The organism is Acetanaerobacterium elongatum, assembly GCF_900103835.1.
Taxonomy (GTDB): Bacteria; Bacillota; Clostridia; order Oscillospirales; family Ruminococcaceae; genus Acetanaerobacterium; species Acetanaerobacterium elongatum.
The window spans coordinates 45,469-66,724 of sequence record NZ_FNID01000006.1; the positions used below are offsets into that span (position 1 = coordinate 45,469).

19 protein-coding genes are annotated in these 21,256 nt (G+C 49.3%); 10 read left to right on the forward strand and 9 right to left on the reverse strand.

Going from position 1 to position 21,256, the window contains the following annotated elements; translation table 11 throughout:
* Positions 1 to 233: 233 nt before the first annotated feature.
* On the forward strand, positions 234 to 1,628 hold the full coding sequence (locus tag BLR50_RS02960; protein WP_242871675.1) for a uracil-xanthine permease family protein: 1,395 nt from the start codon (positions 234 to 236) through the stop codon (positions 1,626 to 1,628).
* A 113-nt stretch (positions 1,629 to 1,741) separates the two neighbouring features.
* Here BLR50_RS02960 and BLR50_RS02965 read toward each other — a convergent pair whose 3' ends face one another.
* Entirely contained in the window at positions 1,742 to 2,365 is a 624-nt protein-coding gene (locus BLR50_RS02965; protein ID WP_092638368.1) for a flavodoxin family protein, read from the reverse strand.
* 215 nt (positions 2,366 to 2,580) lie between these two features.
* On the opposite strand from BLR50_RS02965, the gene asnB reads away from it, so the two are divergent.
* Positions 2,581 to 4,434, forward strand: a complete 1,854-nt coding sequence (asnB, locus tag BLR50_RS02970; protein WP_092638370.1) for an asparagine synthase (glutamine-hydrolyzing) — start codon at positions 2,581 to 2,583, stop codon at positions 4,432 to 4,434.
* Positions 4,435 to 4,518: 84 nt separating this feature from the next.
* On the opposite strand, the gene BLR50_RS02975 is transcribed toward asnB, so the two are convergent.
* Positions 4,519 to 5,109 carry a dipicolinate synthase subunit B gene (locus BLR50_RS02975; RefSeq protein ID WP_092638372.1) on the reverse strand — a complete coding sequence of 197 codons (591 nt, stop codon included), beginning with the start codon at positions 5,107 to 5,109 and terminating at the stop codon, positions 4,519 to 4,521.
* Between the two features lie 117 nt (positions 5,110 to 5,226).
* Positions 5,227 to 6,111, reverse strand: a complete 885-nt coding sequence (gene dpsA, locus BLR50_RS02980; RefSeq protein WP_092638374.1) for a dipicolinate synthase subunit DpsA — start codon at positions 6,109 to 6,111, stop codon at positions 5,227 to 5,229.
* A gap of 372 nt (positions 6,112 to 6,483) precedes the next feature.
* On the opposite strand from dpsA, the gene BLR50_RS02985 reads away from it, so the two are divergent.
* From BLR50_RS02985 to BLR50_RS03010, 6 genes are all read left to right on the forward strand, one after another.
* Positions 6,484 to 7,482, forward strand: a complete 999-nt coding sequence (locus BLR50_RS02985; protein ID WP_092638376.1) for an SPL family radical SAM protein — start codon at positions 6,484 to 6,486, stop codon at positions 7,480 to 7,482.
* Between the two features lie 584 nt (positions 7,483 to 8,066).
* Complete coding sequence (locus BLR50_RS02990; RefSeq protein WP_092638378.1) at positions 8,067 to 8,819, forward strand: tRNA1(Val) (adenine(37)-N6)-methyltransferase; 753 nt, start codon at positions 8,067 to 8,069, stop codon at positions 8,817 to 8,819.
* 24 nt (positions 8,820 to 8,843) lie between these two features.
* Positions 8,844 to 9,677, forward strand: coding sequence for a 16S rRNA (cytidine(1402)-2'-O)-methyltransferase (gene rsmI, locus BLR50_RS02995; RefSeq protein WP_092638380.1), 834 nt, complete (start codon positions 8,844 to 8,846; stop codon positions 9,675 to 9,677).
* 4 nt (positions 9,678 to 9,681) lie between these two features.
* Positions 9,682 to 10,077: a DUF2500 domain-containing protein gene (locus tag BLR50_RS03000; RefSeq protein WP_092638382.1), complete on the forward strand. Its 396-nt coding sequence runs from the start codon at positions 9,682 to 9,684 to the stop codon at positions 10,075 to 10,077.
* 240 nt (positions 10,078 to 10,317) lie between these two features.
* Positions 10,318 to 11,628: a diaminopimelate decarboxylase gene (locus BLR50_RS03005; protein ID WP_092638384.1), complete on the forward strand. Its 1,311-nt coding sequence runs from the start codon at positions 10,318 to 10,320 to the stop codon at positions 11,626 to 11,628.
* 138 nt (positions 11,629 to 11,766) lie between these two features.
* A complete protein-coding gene (locus BLR50_RS03010; RefSeq protein ID WP_092638386.1) occupies positions 11,767 to 12,522 on the forward strand; it encodes a DUF421 domain-containing protein in 756 nt (251 codons plus the stop codon).
* A 33-nt stretch (positions 12,523 to 12,555) separates the two neighbouring features.
* Here the strand turns inward: BLR50_RS03010 and BLR50_RS03015 are convergent, their stop codons facing one another.
* The 6 genes from BLR50_RS03015 to BLR50_RS03040 form a co-directional block, all read right to left on the reverse strand.
* Positions 12,556 to 12,933, reverse strand: coding sequence for a NifB/NifX family molybdenum-iron cluster-binding protein (locus BLR50_RS03015; protein ID WP_092638388.1), 378 nt, complete (start codon positions 12,931 to 12,933; stop codon positions 12,556 to 12,558).
* Entirely contained in the window at positions 12,930 to 13,385 is a 456-nt protein-coding gene (locus BLR50_RS03020) for a C-GCAxxG-C-C family protein (protein ID WP_092638487.1), read from the reverse strand. The genes BLR50_RS03015 and BLR50_RS03020 overlap by 4 nt, the downstream gene beginning before the upstream one ends.
* A gap of 4 nt (positions 13,386 to 13,389) precedes the next feature.
* Positions 13,390 to 13,743, reverse strand: coding sequence for a DUF134 domain-containing protein (locus BLR50_RS03025; RefSeq protein ID WP_092638390.1), 354 nt, complete (start codon positions 13,741 to 13,743; stop codon positions 13,390 to 13,392).
* Between the two features lie 293 nt (positions 13,744 to 14,036).
* Positions 14,037 to 14,489, reverse strand: coding sequence for a MarR family winged helix-turn-helix transcriptional regulator (locus tag BLR50_RS03030; RefSeq protein WP_092638392.1), 453 nt, complete (start codon positions 14,487 to 14,489; stop codon positions 14,037 to 14,039).
* 21 nt (positions 14,490 to 14,510) lie between these two features.
* Positions 14,511 to 15,038, reverse strand: a complete 528-nt coding sequence (locus BLR50_RS03035; RefSeq protein WP_092638394.1) for a DMP19 family protein — start codon at positions 15,036 to 15,038, stop codon at positions 14,511 to 14,513.
* A 294-nt stretch (positions 15,039 to 15,332) separates the two neighbouring features.
* Positions 15,333 to 17,048: a phospho-sugar mutase gene (locus BLR50_RS03040; protein WP_423230277.1), complete on the reverse strand. Its 1,716-nt coding sequence runs from the start codon at positions 17,046 to 17,048 to the stop codon at positions 15,333 to 15,335.
* A 252-nt stretch (positions 17,049 to 17,300) separates the two neighbouring features.
* On the opposite strand from BLR50_RS03040, the gene BLR50_RS03045 reads away from it, so the two are divergent.
* Complete coding sequence (locus tag BLR50_RS03045; protein ID WP_092638398.1) at positions 17,301 to 19,895, forward strand: P-type ATPase actuator domain-containing protein; 2,595 nt, start codon at positions 17,301 to 17,303, stop codon at positions 19,893 to 19,895.
* A gap of 206 nt (positions 19,896 to 20,101) precedes the next feature.
* Positions 20,102 to 21,205 (forward strand): DUF3810 domain-containing protein, encoded by a 1,104-nt coding sequence (locus tag BLR50_RS03050; RefSeq protein ID WP_092638401.1) that lies wholly within the window; start codon positions 20,102 to 20,104, stop codon positions 21,203 to 21,205.
* Positions 21,206 to 21,256 lie beyond the last annotated feature (51 nt).

A 21,256-nucleotide genomic window follows, 5' to 3' on the forward strand; every position in this document is an offset into this window, starting at 1 on the left:
ATCTTCGCACAGTATGCCGAAAAGGATTGCGAAACATCCTTTTAAGCAGTATAATTTTGTACGGCACTTATGCCAATTTCGATAAGGAATATAACGACTGATTCTTCAGAAAATGCATAAATCCAATTTTTTCTTGAATTCATTCTATATTTCTAATCTCAACAGACATAAGGCGTTTCATAGTCTTATCGGATTTTGAATCGCCTTGAATATAAAACAGGAGGGAAAAATCCTTGACAGCTCAAAAATTACCGGCAGGCTATCTGCCGGACGAACGGCCACCGGTCGGCAAACTCATCCTCTTTGCACTGCAGCAGATTATCGTTATGTTCCCCGCAACAGTTCTGGTGGCACTGCTCACAGGTTTCCATGTATCCACCACCATCTTCGCCAGCGGCCTTGCAACTTTGGGCTTTATTCTGGTTACAGGCAGAAAGATTCCCCTCTTTTACGGCTCCAGCTTCTCCTACATTGCCGCCATCTGCTCCATCACCGGCGCGCAGGCCTTTGCCGGCCCCGTTGCGGATGATAAGATTGCGGCGGCACAGTTTGGCATTGTGCTTTCCGGCCTTGTTTCAATCGCAGCCGGTCTCATCATCAAGCAGTTCGGGCAGGAAGCCATCGAAAAGGTTCTTCCCCCGACTGTAACGGGTAGTATCGCGATTGTAATTGGCCTTTCACTTGCGGGAAGTGCCATATCCAACCCCGTTAGCCTTCCTAGCAACGTAACCGAGGCAAACCAGCCGCTTGCGCTGAACCTTGCATGGGTAATCTGCCTTGTTACACTGCTTTCCACCATCCTATTCTCGGTATACCTCAAGGGCACCTGGTCGCAGATTCCGATTCTGCTCGGCCTGCTCACCGGCTATGTGGTAGCACTGGTTTTAGGGCTGCTCAACGACATTAACTTTGTTGACTTTAACAAGATTACCGATTCCGGTTCGCTGTTTGCCATTCCCGCCATCGGGTTTGCGCTGCCGCACTTTACGCTGCCCCTGCCAAACCTTGCGGCGGTAGCGGCTATCATGCCCATTGCCATAGCAACCATTCCGGAATCCACCGCGCATCTTTATCAGCTTGACATCTATGTTAACGACCTTGCCAAGAAGAAAAATTCCGATAAGAAATACCCTATCGCGGACAAGCTTGGGCTTAACCTGATCGGCGACGGCCTGGGCGATATGATCTCTGCCATGATTGGCGGCCCCGCGGGAACCAACTACGGTGAAAACCTCAGCACTATGGCAATTACCCGCAACTTCTCCACCCCGGTGCTTATTGTAGCCGCTGGTATTACCATGCTAATCTCCTGCTTTACTCCGCTTACCGCTGCGGTTTACTCTATCCCCAGCGCTGTAATCGGCGGTATCTCTATCTACCTGTTCGGTGTTATCGCCTCTCAGGGTATTACGATTATGCATACCAGAAACGTGGATCTGTTCGATTCCCGCAACCTTGCTGTTATCTCTACCATTCTTATCATTGGCATTGGCGGCAGCTTCGCGTTTGAAGGCGGCATGATTCCGATGTTCGGTGTAAAGCTTCCCGCTATCGCCACTGCAGCGGTATTCGGTATTTTGCTGAACCTACTTGTAAACATCGGGAAGAATAAGAGCGAGAACGCGTAATTTACCCTAATAACCATCTAAACGAATACGCCGCCGGAAGATTTCTCCGGCGGCGTTTTGTTATTAAAGCTAAATAAGTGCAGCTTCTGTGCATTATCTGCACTGGCTGTAAACTACCTGATGAAGTTTGTATAAATTCTCGGTTCCACCTCAGGCAGGGGAACAGTTCCCTTACTGTACTCAAGTGCATGCAATAGCCAAGCCATATTTCTGCCCAGTGCGCGCATCAGCTGTGCGCCCTCCTCATCCTGCTGCACCTGTTCGGCAAAGGAGCCATGCACAGCGTTCCAGTAGTGACCCGGGGTAAGGATGATATTGCGCAGGTGAAAATAGTTATTAAGCTGCTGAAAGGTATCTACCGCACCGGCACGGCGGAGCGATACCACCGAGGCCCCTACCTTGAACTGCAGCGTTTTTCCGGCATAGAAGAAACGATCCAAAAACGACTTCATGGTGCCCGCAATGCCCGAATAGTATACGGGCGAGCCCAGAATAATACCGTCGGCAGATTTGGATTTTTCAATGCATTCGTTCACAAGGTCATCATTAAACACACACGCTCCGCTGCCCGTTTTGCCGCACCAGCCGCAGGCCGTACAGCCACGGATGACACTGCCGCCCACATGGATAATCTCGGTTTCGATGCCCTGTTTTTCAAGCTCATCAGCCATCATGCGGATGGCGGTATAGGTGCCGCCGTTTTTATGCGGGCTGCCGTTAAAGGCCAGAACCTTCATGAGTTGACACTCCTCTACATCAATTCTATTGTATAGTATATTCTCTTAATGCTAACGATTATACGGGAATCCATGTGCCGCGTCAATCCGCACAACCGTTCCCTATACAATTTCACATCAATGTACCGGCTACATATAATAGGTTATGAGCGAAATCAAGGGCAATGATGAGGCTGAACTTCCTAATTGCCCCTTTGAGAAAGGATGATGCCTTGATGTGCGGAATTGCGGGCTTCTGTGACTTTAAAGAGGATTTTCGGCTGGCCCAGCATAAAAATAAGGCCCTTGCGGAGAAGATGGGGGCGACGTTGCGTTATCGCGGGCCGGATGCAAGCGGCGAATACATAGCGGAGCACGCGGTGTTTGCACACCGGCGGCTGATTGTAATAGACCCCGTGGGCGGCCTGCAGCCTATGATTCGTATGCAGGATGGCTGCGAATACGCCCTGATATACAACGGCGAACTCTACAACACCGATGAGATTCGCAACGGCTTAAAGAAGCTGGGGCATGTATTTGATACAACCTCCGATACCGAGGTGCTGCTACGGGCCTATATGCAGTATGGCGAGCAGTGTGTGGACTATTTAAACGGCATTTTTGCCTTTGCGGTATGGGACTCTTTAAAACAGCAATGTTTCATGGCCCGTGACCGTTTTGGGGTGAAGCCGCTTTTTTATGCCGTTCGGGGTAGCACACTGGTATTCGGCAGCGAGTTGAAGGCGCTGTTTGAACACCCCAGTGTAAAGCCGGTGATCGACCGCTACGGCCTGTGTGAAATCTTCGGCCTAGGCCCCGCACGTACGCCGGGCTGCGGCGTTTATAAGGATATCTATGAGCTGATGCCCGGGTACAGCGCACAATTTAACGCTGAAGGGCTGAAGATTGCCCCCTACTGGCAGCTTACCGCACGCGAGCATACCGACAGCTACGCCCAGACGGTAGAGACTACCCGCTCTCTGCTGTTTGATGCGATAAAACGGCAGTTGGTTTCGGATGTACCCATCTGCACGCTGCTTTCAGGGGGATTGGATTCGAGCGTGGTTTCTGCCGTAGCGGCCAAGGCGCTCGGCGAGAACGGCAAGACGCTGGACACCTATTCCTTCGATTTTGTGGATAACGAACGGTATTTCCGGGCATCCTCCTTCCAGCCCTCGGAGGATCGCCCATTTGTGGATATTATGACAAAGGCTATCGGTTCCAACCATCGGTATCTGGAATGCGATAACGACGACCTCATCAGCGGGCTGTACGGTGCGGTGCTGGCGAAGGATCTGCCCGGCATGGCGGATGTCGATTCCTCCCTGCTTTACTTCTGCCGCCGGATTAAGGAAAACCACACCGTATGCCTTTCGGGCGAATGTGCCGACGAGGTATTCGGCGGATACCCGTGGTTCAGGGATCAGGAGGTATATGATACCCCCGCCTTCCCATGGTCGAAAAAGCTTGACCTACGCAAGGAGGTGCTCTCTTGCGAACTGCTAAGAAAGCTACCGTTGGAGGACTATGTGCACGAGCAGTACCAGAAGAGCATTGCGCGCACCCCGAAGCTTGACTGTGAGGATGCCCTGCATAGCCGCCAGCGCGAGATCAGCTATTTAAACATCACCTGGTTTATGACTACCCTGCTCGACCGCAAGGACCGCATGACGATGGCAAACGGCTTGGAGGTTCGTGTGCCGTTTGCCGACCACCGGCTGGTGGATTACCTGTATAACGTTCCGTGGGAATTTAAGTACCACGAGCAGGAGGTAAAGGCGCTGCTGAAGGACGCAGCGCGGGACATTCTGCCCGAAGAGGTTCTGGGCCGAAAGAAGAGCCCCTACCCCAAAACCTATCATCCAGAGTATGAGCAGGGCTTAAAGTATGAGCTGCGGCTGATACTAAGCGATCGTTACGCGCCCATCCACCGCCTGATTAACGCCGATGCACTCAAGGCATTGATGAACAGTGAGAGTGATTACGGCAGACCGTGGTTCGGGCAGCTTATGGCAGTACCGCAGATGTACGCCTACCTGATTGAGATTAATTTCTGGTTGGAGCATTACGGGGTGGATATTGTTTTATAGGTATTAGTAAAGGGGCAGACCAACGGATCTGCCCCTTCATCTATTTATGAGTGTAAAAGGTTGTTCTTTGCATTACTCGCCTTTTTAATGCGGGCTCTGGATGACAGGCTGAATCTGCTTTCTGTCAAGCGCCTGCTCAAGTGTGGGGATAATCTGATTCATGTGTGCTATCATAGAATTAGGCTTAAGCTTGTAGTTATCCTGCCCGAAGGGTACAAAGTAGATATTTTTTGAGTTTAGCAGCTGCCCTATGTTCTTGAAATTAAATCCCAGCGCATCGTTGGATGAGAGTGCAATCACCAGCGGCTTGCCGCCCCTTAAATGTCCCTTGGCGGCCATGAGCACGGGGGTATCTGTAATCGCGTTTACCAGCTTGGCGGCGGTATTGCCGGTGCAGGGGGCAATCAGCAGGATATCCAGCACATTATTCGGCCCCAGTGGCTCCGCGCCCTCGATGGTGGTCACGGGTTTGTTCCCGGTAATCTTAGTAATCCTTGCTATATAATCCTCGGCGGTGCCGAAGCGGGTGTCTATTGTTTGTGTTGCGTCGGATAAAATTGGGTGAACAATGGCTTTTTCCTCATTAACCAGCTTCTCTATTTCAGTAATCACCTTGTCAAAGGTGCAGAATGATCCGGTAAGCCCAACGCCGATGTGAAGGCCCTCCAGTTTCATATTGTAAACCATTCCTTTCTGGCGGAAATTGTTTGAAGCAATCCTATAAACCTACTTCTTTCCGGTTTTATCGCTTCTTCTTGCAGATAATTGCTGTGATGTTTGCTTGCGGTGAGTTTACACGGCTTTTTCTGTTTTTGTCTTCAAGATGTTTTCTATCGCGTCGGCTAAAATAATACCGGAGGTTTGGGGTGCATATCTGCCGGGCAGGCCGGGGCAGAGCACGGCGTTTATATGAAGCTTCTTTGCGGCCTCAAAATCAATGCCTCCCGGTGCCGAGGCAATATCAATAATCGTCACCTGCGGGTTAAGTTTTTTTATCTGATCTGCTCCCAGGATAACCGCCGGAATGGTATTAAAAATATAGTCAAAGCGATTCAGCTGTTCCTCTAGTTGCTCGAAGGATACGGCATCATAGCCGTAGGCCTGAGCAGATAACCGTGCGTCGCGGCTGCGTGCGGCAACGGTAACCCGCGCATCCAGCCCGCCCAGCTTCTTGGCAAGCACCCTTGCGCACCGCCCAAAGCCTGTTACCAGACAATTACTCTGGTGCAGGTTTATATCGCTGCGGATGATCGCCTCTGCAACGGCGCCTTCGGCGGTAGAAATAGCATTCAGAATAGCTACGTCATCACGCCGCATAAGATCGTTATAGGCAATGCCCTCATGCGTACAGTAATCGGCGGCATAGGCAGGAATGTTTCCCGCAAACAGAGTGTGGCTTGGTTTAAGGTTGGAAAGCAGATAATCTACCCCGCCGTCCGTAAACTCTTCGAGGGTAGCGATACTTGTTTTATTGCGGGTAAACGGCACCGGGCAAAGTATTATGTAGCTGCCTGCCAGCGCCTGTACCAGTGAATCGGCCTCCGAAGCTTTGGGGGTTATCCGTTCGTCGGGCCTGCCGTAATATATCACCGTATAACCCCTGGCGATAAGCTCGTTAACCATATATACCTGTCGCTGATCGCCCCCGACTACGGCGAAATCGTAATGCTTAGTCATATCGTTCATACCCTTTCTTTTGTCTATGCCTCTGCAGCAGATCATCCGGCTGCCCATTTTTGAGTTTAAAAGATTGCGATTAAATATTTCAACACCCGAAAAACCACGGTGCGGTTATGCAGGGTCTATAATCGTACTGCAGCTTTACAAACTGTTTGAAAACTCTCTTATATACAATATGACAGGAGTTGACGATTGGTGATATGAAAACGCGCTTGTACGCTGTTTAACATAAATTTGCCGGTACATACTAATTGGGCGGATAAAACCGTATTGCCGGCAGAGCTGTAAGCTTGTTTAAAACCCTTGGTGTACTAAGTTAGTAGAAGTGATCAATCTTATTACTTGATAGATTTGGCAGGAGGCCTTTACATGTTCAAGCCCGATAAAATCTACTACGAGCCTGCCGTTCTTGGCTACGAGCTGGGGCGGGTGCTTCGTAATAAATACCGCGATCTTCCGTGGCAGCCCATCGAAAGCCACAACAACATCGAAGAGCTGCGAAACAATCCCAACAGTGCCTTTGCCCTGATGAAGCGGCATATCATCCTGGGGGTGCGCAAAACCCACAACTATGTGCCAAACCATAAGTCCTCCGATTTTTTGGTACCCTATACCTCCTCGGGTTGCAGTGCTGCGTGCCTTTACTGCTATCTGGTGTGTAACTACAACAAGTGCTCCTATTTAAGGCTGTTTGTAAACCGCGAGCAGATGCTGGGCAAGCTGATAAAAACCGCCAACGATTCCGGCCGGGAGCTAACCTTTGAAATTGGCAGCAACAGCGATCTTGTGTTGGAAAACGGGCTTACCGGAAATCTGCCGTGGACAATCGAGCAGTTTGGCAAAAACGAGCGCGGGTTTATTACCTTTCCCACCAAGTTTGCCGATACCGAGCCGCTGCTTGGCTTAAACCATCGCGGGCGGACGGTGGTGAGGATGAGTGTAAACCCGCAGGAGATTATCACCCGCGTAGAGTTTGGCACCGCGCCGCTGAAAGAACGGATTGCCGCAATTAATAACTTATGCGAGGCCGGTTACCGTTGCGGGCTACTGATTGCACCGGTGGTGCTGCTTGAGAACTGGCGCGAGCAGTATACCGGGCTGTTGGATACCCTGCAGGCAGAACTAAGCGAGAAGCTGAAAAACAGTATGTTTATCGAAATTATCCTTATGACCTACAGCTATATTCACCGCGCCATTAACAATGAGGCATTTCCCAACGCGGTGGAGCTCTATGACAAAGACCTAATGACAGGGCGCGGGCGCGGAAAGTACTGCTATAAAAATGATGTGCGTGCCGACGCGGAGCAGTTCTTTACGCAGGAAATTGAGCACCGTTTTGGTGTGGGGAAGATATTATATATTTCATAGTACAACCTTCTTTCCACTAACAGTTATAATCAAACGCCAAGGTTAAGTAGCATACGGTTACTTTTCGGCATAAGATAAAGCGGCAGAAGTTTTACGCTTATCTTCAGAAGAAGATTCGTATTCCTGCTATATTTAACAGAACGGAAGTGTAACAATGGGCTGCTACAGACGAGTAAGATGCTGCAGATGCGTTTCATGCTATAGCTGCAGCAGCGGTTGGCGCTGTTAAAAACAATCAGGGCTTGCGCGTCAGTGCAAGCCTTACTTAACCACTGGTCAAACCGGTGGTATGCACCAAGCCCTAAAAAGGCATATTACCGGCGCAGCTTCTCAAGACGCACTGAATTATCCACCAACCGCATTACTATTACGAGCAGCCGCTAAAGCGGCTGCTCGTTTTTCATGCCCTTGTTTCTTCAATTACTTTGCATTTCTCCCCACTGTATCAAAAACTCTCTGCACCAAAAATGCCTGTTGAATATCATTAAAGAGCTCTTTCTCAAAAGAGATTAAAATAATAATTTGACCGTCTCGGAAAAAAATGTTACTATAAAACATAAATATATTTTGAGGTGAAGAAACCTTTGGCCAAGCGCTTTACAACCGAACGGCTCAGCGATGAGCTTGAGATATTTGTGAGCCCCGAACATAAATTTGGCACTGATGCCTTTTTGCTCGCCAACTTTGCAAACCCGCGCCATAAGGATAGGGCTTGCGACCTTGGCACCGGCTGCGGCATCATCCCGTTTATCTGGTGCAAGCGGCACAAGCCAAACGTCATCTTTGCGGTGGATATCCAACCGCAGGCCATTGAGCAGACAATGGCCTCGGTGGAGCAAAACAGCTTACAGAGCGCGGTGATTCCCGTACTGGCCGATTTGAAACACTTAGAAGGAAAGATACCCTTCGGGTCGTTTGATCTGGTAACCTGCAACCCGCCTTATAAAGCCGCCGATACCGGAATAATCAGCGAGACGCAAAGTGATAAGATTGCCCGCCACGAGCTGATGTGTACCGTAAGCGACGTGACAAGCGCCGCCGCAAAGCTGCTGAAGTTCGGCGGCAGGCTCTGCCTCTGCCAGCGTCCCGAGCGCTTGTGCGATGTGCTGGAGGCCATGCGCCGCTGTGATATTGAACCCAAACGTCTGCGTTTTGTGCAGCAGCGCCCCGAAACCCCGCCGTGGCTGTTTCTGGTGGAGGGCAAAAAAGGGGCAAAGCCCTTTTTAAAGGTGGACGAGCCGTTTTACGTTGAGGGCGAGGGCGGGTTTTCTAAAGAGATGCTGGCCTGCTACGGCAAGCAGCACAACCTGCCGCACAACAACCCGCAGCAGGGGTAATTGTTTTAATCAAAGGAGAGCGTCATGAAGCTGTATGTGGTGGGTACGCCTATCGGCAACCTTTCGGATATGTCGCCGCGCGCGATAGAAACCCTGCGCACGGTTGACTTTATAGCAGCCGAGGATACCCGCGTTACCGTAAAGCTGTTAAACCATTTTGATATAAAAAAGCCGATGATCAGCTACTACGAGCACAACCTGCGTGAACGCGGCGAGATAATTATAAACCGTATTCTTGCCGGTGAGAGCTGCGCGGTGGTTACCGATGCAGGCATGCCCTGCATCTCCGACCCCGGCGAGGATCTGGTGCGCCTCTGTGCCGAGAACGGTATCGAAGTGGCGGTGGTACCCGGCCCTTCTGCAGCGATTTCTGCACTTGCGGTTTCGGGCCTTGTTACCTCCCGTTTCTCGTTTGAAGGCTTTTTAAGCACCTCGCGAAAGGCAAGGTTTGAGCACCTGGAAGAGGTTAAAACCAACCCGCGCACCCTTATCTTCTATGAGGCACCGCACAAGCTACAGGCCACCCTTGCCGATATGCTGAACACCTTTGGCAACCGTAAAATCACTCTTGCACGCGAGCTTACCAAGGTATATGAGGAGGTTCGCCGCACCACCCTCAGCGAGGCGATAGCATTTTATGAGCAGAACCCGCCGCGAGGGGAGTTTGTGCTGATTATAGAGGGTGCACCGAAGCAAGCCTTGACGCAGGAAACTACCCTTGAAGAAGCGGCAGAGATTGCTAAGCGGCTAATGGAGGAGGGTGTGCCCCCCTCTGAAGCGGCTAAGCGGGTCTCAAAGCAAACGGGGTTTAAGCGCAGTGAGATTTATACGCGAATGATTGAGAAGGCAGAGGAGTAAGACAATGACGTACGACAGCATGTTTGGCATTTTAGCCTTTGTAATTCCTGTGTTTACCCTGCTGGTTTTCGCATTTGTTATTGGATTTATTATCTATTCGATTTCTAAAACCGCAAAACGTGACCGTTATAACCGTTCTCAACCGGTACTCACGGTACGGGCCAAGGTTGTTTCTACTCGTATGGATGGGGGAAGAGCCTCTATTTACGAGGATCGGCGGGTATTTCACAAGCACCGTACGGTAAGAGATTATACATGCTACTATGCAACCTTTGAGGTGGAAAGCGGCGACCGCATAGAGCTTATGATTCCCGCCAATGAGATTGGGTACCTTGTACAGTTTGACATCGGGGAGCTGACCTTTCAGGGTACGGAATTCATACGCTTTGTCAGAAGCTGAGCCTTTCACATAGGATACAATAAGGAATAATCAACCTCAACCAGATTGCTGGGTTCAGGGTGCTGATACTATTCAGACGGTTTAAGCCTAAATGGCATAAATCATAGAAATTCAGGAAGTATAAAAGGGTGGCGGAGAAGATGAGAAATCTGAATACCATCAGAAAATGTCGCTGGAGCACAGCACCGCCCCAAACGGTTATTTGCATCTGATAAAAGAACGAAAGGATTTGAACCTAAGATGAAACAACCGTTTGTAAATCATGAGCAGCTTTGCGCAATTACCGCCCAATACCCTACGCCCTTTCACCTGTATGATGAAAAGGGCATACGCCAGACGGCGCGCGACCTTTATAAAGCGTTTTCTTGGAACAAGGGCTTTAAGGAGTATTTTGCCGTAAAGGCTACTCCCAACCCCGCTATCTTAAAGATACTGCGTGAGGAGGGCTGCGGCACCGACTGCTCGTCGCTTACCGAGCTGATGCTTTCCGATGCCGTGGGCTTTCAGGGCGAGGAGATGATGTTCTCCTCCAACGTAACCCCACGCGAGGATTATCAGCTTGCGAAGAAGCTGGGTGCCATCATTAATCTTGATGATATCACCCACATTGAATTTTTGGAGGATGTGGCGGGTATTCCCGAAACCATCTGCTGCCGCTATAATCCCGGCGGCTCTTTCACGCTGAACAATTCGATTATGGATACCCCCGGAGAGGCCAAATATGGCTTCACCCGCGAGCAGCTTACACAGGGCTTTAAGAAGCTGATGCAGAAGGGCGTTAAGACCTTCGGCCTGCATGCCTTTTTAGCCAGCAACACCACCGAAAACGGCTACTACCCCGCACTTGCAAAGATATTGTTTGAAACTGCCGTGGAGCTTCAACGTGAAACGGGTGCTCATATCGCGTTTATCAACCTCTCGGGCGGTGTAGGCATCCCTTACCGCCCCGACCAGCCGCGCAACGACATCTTCGTAATCGGCGAAGGGGTACGCAAGGCCTTTGAAGAGGTGCTGGTGCCCGCAGGTATGGGGGATATCCGCATCTTTACCGAGCTTGGACGTTTCATGCTTGCCGAAAACGGCGCGCTGATTGCCAAAGCTATCCACGAAAAGCATACTCACAAGGAATATATCGGCCTCGATGCCTGTGCCGCCAACCTCATGCGCCCCGCCATGTATGGCGCTTACCACCATATCACTGTAATGGGCAAGGAGCACGCGCCGTGTGACCGGAAATATGATGTAACAGGCGGCCTGTGTGAGAATAACGATAAGTTTGCAATCGACCGCATGCTGCCGAAGATAGAGCTCGGCGACCTGCTCTATATCCACGATACCGGTGCGCACGGTTTTTCGATGGGGTACAACTATAACGGCAAGCTGCGTTCCGCCGAGGTGCTGCTGAAGGAAGACGGTACTGCGGAGCTTATCCGCCGCGCCGAAACCCCGGCCGACTACTTTGCCACCTTTGACTTTACAGGCCTTTTTAAAGACCTGCCCAAGGGCAAGAAGGAGTTTATCTTTGACGAGCCCCAGCCGGTAAAGTACTAGCCACTCCCTAATCAGCGGCAGAGCGACTGCCCGATTAAAACCAGCAGAAACTCAAAGCCCGAACCTGATTTTCAAGGTTCGGGCTTTGTTATATTTCTGTGCTGTTAGGCTAACACTAAGAAGCAGACTGTTTCACTTATGAGAGTATTACTTCGATTTACGGAGGCATTGTTCATGGTTTCGTTTGCCGAGATGCTGCCTATTTTACTTCGGGCGTTTATATCCTTTGTTTTGATGCTGCTTTTGGCAAAGCTGATGGGTGCCAAGCAGATTTCTCAGATGACATTTTTTGATTACATCGTAGGAATCTCCATCGGCTCGATTGCTGCGGTGCTGGCGATTGATGACCAGATTCCGGCGGTATACCCGATTGCCGCAATGGTTATCTATGCCCTGCTTGACCTTGCATTATCCGTAATCACCAACAAATCCATCGTTGCACGCCGTTTCTTTACCGGTACACCCACTATTATCATTGATAACGGCAAGATTATCCGCGAGAATATGGTGCACACCCATTATGATATGAACGACCTGCTCTCGATTTGCCGCACCAAGGGTTTTTATAATGTTTCCGATATCAGCTACGCAATACTCGAAACCAACGGGGAGCTTAGCATTCTGCCCAAAACCGCCCATCGCCCGGTAACGCCCAGCGACCTGAACCTTACCCCTGCCGAGGAGGGGGTTTTAGCAAATGTGGTAATCGACGGCAATATCATGTACAACAATCTCAAGGGTATCGGCCGCAACGAGGAATGGCTGAAGAAAAAGCTGGAGGAGCAGAAGATAAAAAAAGTGGAGGATATCCTGCTTGCCACCTGCGACAGTACCGGAAGTGTCTCGGTATTTTTTAAGGATGAAAAACCGCCGCACCACGGGATGTTTGAATGAAGTTTGATCAATTATATGCCAGTAGTAAAGAAATTAGCTGCAGTGTTTTTCACAGTTACACACATGATTATGTTCGTGCTCCTCATGGTTACAACTGCCACCCATATCGTTTAGCTGCCCCGAAAGATAGTTTTTCACCGCATCTTCGATACTACCGTCAATACCCGAGATGAGCTCAATGCCAGCCGACGATAGCATCTGTCTTGCACCCTGGCCGATACCGCCGCAAATCACAACGTCTACCGCTGCTGCCTTTAAAAATCCTGCAAGTGCTGCATGACCGTGCTGTGAAGCATCAAGTATTACTTTATTATTAATTGCACCGTCTTCTGCCGTAAAAACGGTAAAGCTGCTGCATTGACCGAAATGCTGAAAAACCTGATTATCCTGTGTTGTTACTGCAATTTTCATAATTTATCTTCCTCCATGTATTCTTCCATTATTTTAGCGGCGCTTTTAACAAGCTCCACACAAGGGCGTTTTTTGTAATAACCAGATGTTCTTATTTCAGGTATTGGGGTGTCAGGTCCATTTTGCAGGCCAAGCAGTTCTCTGCATATAATGGATCCATTTTCCTCCTTGAATCTTTGTGCAAGTAGTTGAATTCGTTTGTAATGGTCCGCTTTTGCGGCATAGTCATTCGGGTCGCTATATCCGTATTTGAGACCGGCTACCATGAACATACCACTAACCGCCCCACATACCTCACGCAGCCTGCCCATACCACCCCCAAAAGAGGAAGCCAGCTTCAGTGCAGTTTCCTTATCCAGATTAAGCTCGTCCGAAAAAGCTGCAAATATCGACTGGCTACAGTTATACCCCTGCGTAAAAAGCTGCTCAGCCAGCAAAGTTTTATTCTCCATTTCATCACTCCGATAGTTCCGTTTGTTTTTCAAATCTACAGTTTTTGCACCTTCCGTGGTTCGAGCATCGGCTTTCGGCCAGTGCGTAGTGCCCACCGCCTATTTCAATCGCACAGCCGGTGCAGAGTGCTTTAGATATCGTCCTTCTGGCCGAATAGAGCATTCGCTGAAAGGTAGCCCGCGAAACATTCATTCTTATAGAAGCTTCATCCTGCTCCAGCCCTTCCAAATCACACAGCCGAACTGCTTCCAATTCCTCTACTGTCAGCAAAACGGTTTCACTGTATGGCTTGCTCGGGATGAACAAACGGTTTTCCGGTATTGCGCAAACCCTACGGCACTTTACTCCTCTAGGCATTTTGTCCCCCTTTTTTAATGAGCATATGCACAAATAGAATTATATTGTGCATATGCTCATTTGTCAAGAAGAATTGTGAAAAACAGATAACAGTTGATAACAGTGATAGATAATAAAAAAGCGAACAACCCCCATTAACGCAGGGAACTGTTCGCTTTGACTCGGTATTCTTTAAGGATGAAAAACCGCCGCACCACGGGATGTTTGAGTAGAGTGAACAGCCTGCTAAAAATGGCCCCAAATAATGAATCAACCCAACATGGCAGAGACTGCGCTGTTTTAATTACTGACGATTAGATACTGCCCGAGATCTCCCTTAATATTTCTACGAGCGTTTTAAGACTGGCATACATTTGGTCAATTTTATCATCCTCCAAATCTCTAACCATTAAAGTCAGCCCATTTCGTGATTGCTCTTCAATGGATTCCATATATTCTATTCCTTTAGTAGTCAAGGAGAGTAGCACTTTTCTTCGGTCATTCGGATCGTTGAATCTTGTAACCAACTCTTTTTCTTCCAATGAGTCAATTAAAGTGGTTAAGCTTCCTTTCTCCATATTGATGAATTTGCTGAGTGTAGTAGGTGTAATACTTTCTGCTTTACCAATGATCATAACTGCCATACTTTGATTCTTATTACACAAAGGGCCCGCATTGTTTTTCTCAATATAATTCTTACATTTATTAAATAATGGTATCAAGCTTAAGAATAAGTTATGCAGTTCTTGTAATTTATCGTTTTCCACTATTCTCACTCCTAAACAATACTAATCTATTAACTGCACAAACTCATTTGCATTGTTACGGATGTATGCGGCAACCCGCTGAATTGTTGATAGAAGAGTAACGCTGAACGATTTATTGAGAAGATTCATTGATGCGAATAATTCAGCATTTCTATCAATGTCTGTGATTAAAGTATTACGCTGTTCTGTATTATTTTTAAATTCTTCCGTTTTCATACTTTGAAAAATTACATCCATGTCTTCAAGAATCTGTAGCATATCAAAATCCTCAAAGTATTGCATCCCCTTTTTCAGTTGTGACCAAACGTCCTTGTTTGATAACAGATAGGATAGATGAAAATAGAATTCTTCAATCCCATTGGAAGTATGACCATAAAGCACTTGAAACATTAATAATGCACGCTGTCCAGGGTTTAAAGTCGCGTAGGCCTCTGATTTTACTATATAGCTCTTGCCGCGTATCTGTGTAATAGTAGGCTCAATACAAGCCCATATGAGTGATACATCATTTAATGATTCAAAATCCCCTTGTTTAATTGTTACTAACATATATGCTCCTTCCATATGCAAAAAGCCTTACTCAAGTGCCAAAATAGTTAGAATTATTATAATAAGAATTCTAACTATATAAGAATACCAAAACGAAACTCAACTGTCAATATAATTACCAGAAAATTATCCTAAGTAATGCCCGCTGAAAAGCAGAAATGCCGTCTTCAGCATATTCACTGATAGACGGCATTCTTTATAAACGAAATGGAGGGCAGAAAGGGCTATTGACCTACATAATCGAGATATAATAAGCTTTCTCACCCAATAAGTGTTAGAATTAAATACTAAGAACTAAAAACCGAGCAGCTTGGTTACCTCAGCCTGTAATGCCTTGCTTAAAGCCTGCGCCTCGACAAGGGAAGCCCCCTTGTTGGTGTAGTAAACCTTAATCTTCGGCTCGGTGCCGGAGGGGCGCACAATAAACGAGCTGCCGTCGGCGAGCTTATACGAAAGTACATTGGACTTGGGTAGGGTTATCTTAATCTCGGTGTTCTTTACCAGATCGTGCTCCACGCTTTTCTGGTAGTCGGCAAGCCATACCACCTTGCTGCCGTTTACGGCGGCAGGCGGATTCTCACGCAGGGTACTCATGATGGTGTTCATGCGTGCCATGCCGCTTTCGCCCTCGCACTCAAAGTTGTTGATGACATTTACATACCGCCCGTGCTCGGCGTAGATAGCCTCCCGTACGTCAATCAGCGATTTCCCCAGGGTTTTATAGTAAGCCGCCATCTCGCAGATAAGCATCGAGGCCACTACCGCGTCCTTATCGCGCACATAGCCGCCCGCAAGATACCCGTAGCTTTCCTCAAAGCCTAAGATGTAGCGGTCAATCTCACCGTCTGCCTCTAATAGACCAATTTGTTCGCCGATAAACTTAAAGCCTGTGAGCACATTTCGCAGCTCAACACCATACTTTTCGCAGATTTTTGCGGCAAGCTCGGTGGTTACAATAGTCTTTACCGCCACCGGCCTTTTAGGCATGGTGCCGTTAGCGATGCGACAACTGCAGATATATTCGAGCAGCAGCGCGCCAACCTCGTTTCCGGTAAACAGCTCCAGCCCGTTTGCTCCCTTTACCGCAATACCCACGCGGTCGCTGTCCGGGTCGGTCGCCAACAGCATATCGGCGTTTAGGCTTTCACTCAGCTTTAGCCCCAGTGAAAGCGCCTCCTTCATCTCAGGGTTCGGGAAGGGGCAGGTGGTAAAGTTGCCGTCGGGCATCTCCTGCTCGGGCACCACGGTTACATCCGAGATACCGATACGTTTGAGCACCTCGCGTACCGGAACGTTCCCCGCACCATTTAAAGGGGAATACACAAGCTTTAGCCCTGCGCTTTCGCAAAGGCCGGGGTTTATCTGCTGCTTCAGCACACAGCGGTAGTAGGCCTCATATACCTCTTGCTTGATGAACAAAATTGCGCCCGACTTTACCGCATCGTCAAAGCTCATGATTGAAACACCGGTAAAATAGTCTACCTTACCAATCTCCTCCAGCACCACATCGGCAATCTCGGGGCCAATCTGGCAGCCCAGCGAATCGTAAACCTTGTAGCCGTTGTACTTCGCGGGGTTGTGCGAGGCGGTAACAATGATACCGGCATCACATTTCAGCTCCCGCACCGCGAACGATAGCATGGGGGTGGGTGCAAGGGATGGGTATAGGTGTACTCGAATACCGTTTGCCGCCAATACGCAGGCCGCATGCTTGGCAAACAGGTCAGACTTATTGCGTGAATCGTAGGCGATGGCAACCGAGGGCTTTTTCACCCGTTGGGTGAGGTAGTTGGCAAGGCCCTGTGTGGCTCTGCCGATTACATGAACATTCATACGGTTGGTGCCGGCGCCCAGCACACCGCGAATGCCGCCGGTGCCAAACTCCAGCTCACGGTAGAATCTATCGGAAATTTCGGCCTGATTACCCTCAATCCGGCTTAACTCCTGAACTAAATCAGGGTCGGAAAGTGGTGCATTCTTCCAGGTTTCATACAGCTTCATAACGTCCATATTACTCATGCTCCTATCCTGCTTTACTTGCATATCGGCTCGTAAAACGATATACTTATACCAAATGTACCGGTGGCTTCTCAGGAACTACTGGGGAAAATGCGGATTTGATTACATTATTATTACTTGAATCAACGTTTCACTTGTATGTAGAAATCTTAACCATTATATCTGATTTTTTTATAGTTGTAAACTTTTATGCCTGCATTATTTTTTATAAGCTAAGATAAACCGGAAAGGCTTGGTCAATGCATGAAATGGCACAGCGCCGCGGCGGCGCAGCTTTGCACAATCTATGGCACCGATGAAGAAAAGGGGCTTACCCAAGCGCGTTATACAACTATTCTGCAAAAATACGGTAAGAACGAAATAAGAAGGCCCTGGAAGAAGGGTTTTCTCTGTTGCCTTTGCCTGCAGCTCAAAAGCGTATTGAACCTTTTTATGGCTGTGGTTTTTGTACTTGCCTTACTGCTCTTTTGCCTTGGTATAGGCACTGCGGGAGCCGTGTGGGTTACCGGCCTTGCCGCGACGATAAATATCCTGCTGGGCGCTACTATGGAATACCGTTCAAGGGTACCGCTCAAGGGCTTCAGCCGGATAACTGCGGCGACGGTGCGTGCGGTGCGCGAGGGGCAGACCGTAAACGTGCCTGCCGAGGATCTGGTGCCCGGGGATATTATTCTGCTAAGTGCAGGCGAACGCATCCCGGCCGATGCCCGTCTGCTGGAGTGCTGCCGGCTTACCTGCGATGAATACGCACTTACATACAGCCATAGCGCTGTTGTCAAAAACGCGGGAGTAGTACTGGAAGAGGATACCCCCCTAGCAGAGCGGGTAAATATGGTTTATTGCAATACGATGGTGCAGGCAGGCACCGCGCGTGCAATGGTTACCGCCACCGGTGCCGATACAGAGTTTGCAATCCAGGCGGAGGAATCCGCATGGGGTGAGCCATCTGCAGCAACAAAGCGCCTTTCTCAAGCGGGGTTAATAGCCATAGCAATTCTGGTTATTGCCACAGCTGGTGCGGTTATTGGAGCATTGTTTATGCATACGAGTCCCTCACAGCTTTTTTTAACTCTTTTTACCGCAGCAGCTGCCGCAATTCCCTTTACATTGACTGCAGCGGCTGCCATTTCAGCCAAAACAGGGGTAAAACATCTGGCTGAAAACGGTGCGGCCTTTAAAGATATTAAGGCCATCGAAACCCTTGCTCAAGCCACCGTGCTCTGCACCGGTAAGACCGGCATCCTCACGCAGGGAGAGATGGTTGTGAAGCAGCTTTGGGCGGGAGACAGACCGTTTTCGCTCAGCGCCAAGCTGCCTGAAAACGTGCTCGCATTGCTTAAGCTTGCTGTCTTATGCTGTAATGATGAGCAGGATTACCAGTCTTCCCTCAGCCCTGCCGATACTGCCTTGATGAACGCCGCGATGCGTAACGGGCTGAAGAAGCAGCGGCTGGACGAAGCCTATCCGCTGGCGGAGGAAAACGCCGTAATCTGTGAAGCCCAGAGAACAATCGCTGTTCGTCATGTGAACGGCGTGCCGCTGCCCATTATAAAGGGTGCCTTTGAGGCGGTTGCTCCGCTCTGTGCGGGAGGCCTTGCCGAGGATGCCGCAAAGGCATACAGAAATATGTGCGACTTGAACCTGACGGTTGTTGCTGTCGCCTATCAGCCATCGGGTGTGCTAACTGCATCACTGAAAGGGCTTACTCTTGCGGGGCTTATCGGCTTGTACGACCCGTTAAGGGCTGATGCGCAGGCCGCCATTGAGGATTTTATTTCAATGGGTGTTACACCGATTCTGTTAACCGGTGAGGATACCGAATCGGCCTGTTACGCTGCGGAAGCCTTGGGTATTCTTAAGAACGAACGGCAGGCCATCTCAGGCGCAGACATTGCTGCATTTACCGATGAGGAGCTTTCGGCGGTGGTGGGAACACTTACCGTCTATTCGGGTATCTCTGCCTTTGACCGGGCAAGGGTGGTGCGCGCGTGGCAGAAAAAGGGGCACACAGTGCTTGCTGTCGGCAGCGACACCGGCTCTTTGCCAGCGTTCGAAACAGCAGACTCGGCCTGCTGCGCGCAGGATAGTTCGGACCAGGCACTGCAAGCCTTGGCAGATGTCATCACCGCAAAGGGCGGTCTATTGCCGGTGGCGGAAGCCCTGCGCGGGGCAAGAAGCATGATTATAAGCCTTAAAAGGCCAGCCGGCTACCTTTGTGTATGCGCCTGCGCGCTCGCTTTTACGGCTGCGGCCTTGATCTGGCTTGGTGCGGGGGGGCTGCCTCTCTTGGCACAAACTCTGTTTATCGGTGCTTTCATAAGCCTGCCGTTTGCGCTGGCGCTCAGCATACAGGCCCCTAAAAAGGCAGAACGTACCGAGTTGGTGCCCTTACCCAGCCAAAGCCTGCTTTCCATGGGAGCGGTGTTGAGCTGCGGACTGAAGGGCTTAATAACTGCCTTGGCCGCTGTGGGCGCTTATCTGATTGGGAGCAGACTGTTTATCACCGACCTTCAAGAACCCTCCGCTGCCACAGGAAGTACCATGCTGTTTTTGGTGCTGCTGCTGGCACAACCGCTATTGGCATCAGTTTTTAAAACTAACAGCGTGTCTGGTACAGGCTCATCCGGCGCAAGCTATGGCTTGGCTGTTTTTATTACGCTGCTTTCGGCAGTTGGAATTGCCTTTTGGCGCTCGCTTGCGGCACTGTTGGGGGTAACTCCTTTAAGCTTTGTTCATTGGGGTGCCGCAGTAATGGTTACCGCCGTGCTGGGTGCGGTTTTGTGGGCTATTCAGGTGATAGAAGTCTTATATAGGGCAGTAACCCGAAAGGAAAGGTAGCAGGTATTGCTCAGCCTCGTATTTTATTTTTCTTTTATATCTATTGCTGAAAAACCGTCATAATGCATTAAATTCGCATGAATACCAAAGAAAACCCTGTGAATTTGTCATATTTGATGGGTAGCTTTTTGTACTGAAAATAGAGTAAAATAGAGTAAATCGCCGTTTAAGTATGCAGACCGCCATGAGATTGAGGAGGCAGACCTATGCCCCGCTACGGTTTAAAAAGACTCTTTTTGCTTCTGCTTATTCCGGCTTCGATGATTGTAATATTAATTGCCACCAAGAACTCCGCATGGGTTGAGGAGTACTTTTCCAGGGGCTTATATATCATCCTTTGCCCTGCCTTCACCTCACTTTCAGGCTTATTCCCTTTTTCGGTGAGCGAACTGCTGATCTATGGCGGCATACTGGCTTTAATTATTATAACGGTTCGAACGGTTCGTAATGCCGTTAAGGATCAGGATCGACGAGGCTATACCGTTTATACATATGTTGCAAATATTGCAGTAATTACCGCGGTGCTGTACGCCTGCTTTGTGTTTGGCTGTGGCCTGAATTATTACCGTGTGCCCTTTGCCCAGACAGCGGGCCTTACGGTACGTGAATCCTCCCCCGAGGAGCTCAAGGCGCTCTGTACTGAGCTTGTAAACAAAGCAAACACGCAGTCGCAGTATATTGCGGCAGATGAGAACGGTGAAACCAAGCTTCCGGTAAGTGACCTTCAAACTGCCGACAATGCGGTAGCCGCCATGAAGAGCATTTCAAAGCAATACCCCTTTATGCGCGGGCTCTACTCTAGGCCCAAGCCGGTGCTATCATCAAAGCTGATGTCACTTGCCAATATTACCGGTATCTACTTCCCATTCACCTTCGAGGCCAACGTGAATGTGGATGTTCCCGACTATGCCATCCCGGCCACGATGTGCCATGAGCTCGCTCACCAGCGCGGCTTTATGCGGGAGGATGAAGCAAACTTTATCTCTTACATGGCCTGCCGAAACTCAAACAATTCATATTTTATTTATTCCGGAACACTTAGTGCCATCTCGTTTGCGTTTGATTCACTCCGGGGTGTTGATCCGGCGGCTTATGATGAGCTGTACGGCCAGCTTTCTGAAGGGATTAAGCAAGATTTTGCCGCCTACAACCGCTACTGGCATAAGTATGAAGGGGTGGTGAGCCAGGTATCCACCTCGGTTAACAACGCTTACCTCAAGGCCAACAACCAGAGCGACGGGGTTTTCAGCTACGGCAGAATGGTAGACCTAATGCTGGCTGAGTATCGTCAGCGCAACAGCCTTTCATAACCATAAAACAGCGGCCGCTTCCGGTAAAAACCAGAAGCGGCCTATTGTTTC

Bases quoted from the DNA above. Each gene is read 5' to 3' on its own strand.
- BLR50_RS02965 (WP_092638368.1), bottom strand. From the start codon at position 2,365: ATGAAGGTTCTGGCCTTTAACGGCAGCCCGCATAAAAACGGCGGCACC.
- asnB (WP_092638370.1), top strand. From the start codon at position 2,581: ATGTGCGGAATTGCGGGCTTCTGTGACTTTAAAGAGGATTTTCGGCTG.
- BLR50_RS02975 (WP_092638372.1), bottom strand. From the start codon at position 5,109: ATGAAACTGGAGGGCCTTCACATCGGCGTTGGGCTTACCGGATCATTC.
- dpsA (WP_092638374.1), bottom strand. From the start codon at position 6,111: ATGACTAAGCATTACGATTTCGCCGTAGTCGGGGGCGATCAGCGACAG.
- BLR50_RS02985 (WP_092638376.1), top strand. From the start codon at position 6,484: ATGTTCAAGCCCGATAAAATCTACTACGAGCCTGCCGTTCTTGGCTAC.
- rsmI (WP_092638380.1), top strand. From the start codon at position 8,844: ATGAAGCTGTATGTGGTGGGTACGCCTATCGGCAACCTTTCGGATATG.
- BLR50_RS03000 (WP_092638382.1), top strand. From the start codon at position 9,682: ATGACGTACGACAGCATGTTTGGCATTTTAGCCTTTGTAATTCCTGTG.
- BLR50_RS03005 (WP_092638384.1), top strand. From the start codon at position 10,318: ATGAAACAACCGTTTGTAAATCATGAGCAGCTTTGCGCAATTACCGCC.
- BLR50_RS03010 (WP_092638386.1), top strand. From the start codon at position 11,767: ATGAGAGTATTACTTCGATTTACGGAGGCATTGTTCATGGTTTCGTTT.
- BLR50_RS03015 (WP_092638388.1), bottom strand. From the start codon at position 12,933: ATGAAAATTGCAGTAACAACACAGGATAATCAGGTTTTTCAGCATTTC.
- BLR50_RS03020 (WP_092638487.1), bottom strand. From the start codon at position 13,385: ATGGAGAATAAAACTTTGCTGGCTGAGCAGCTTTTTACGCAGGGGTAT.
- BLR50_RS03025 (WP_092638390.1), bottom strand. From the start codon at position 13,743: ATGCCTAGAGGAGTAAAGTGCCGTAGGGTTTGCGCAATACCGGAAAAC.
- BLR50_RS03035 (WP_092638394.1), bottom strand. From the start codon at position 15,038: ATGTTAGTAACAATTAAACAAGGGGATTTTGAATCATTAAATGATGTA.
- BLR50_RS03040 (WP_423230277.1), bottom strand. From the start codon at position 17,048: ATGGACGTTATGAAGCTGTATGAAACCTGGAAGAATGCACCACTTTCC.
- BLR50_RS03045 (WP_092638398.1), top strand. From the start codon at position 17,301: ATGAAATGGCACAGCGCCGCGGCGGCGCAGCTTTGCACAATCTATGGC.
- BLR50_RS03050 (WP_092638401.1), top strand. From the start codon at position 20,102: ATGCCCCGCTACGGTTTAAAAAGACTCTTTTTGCTTCTGCTTATTCCG.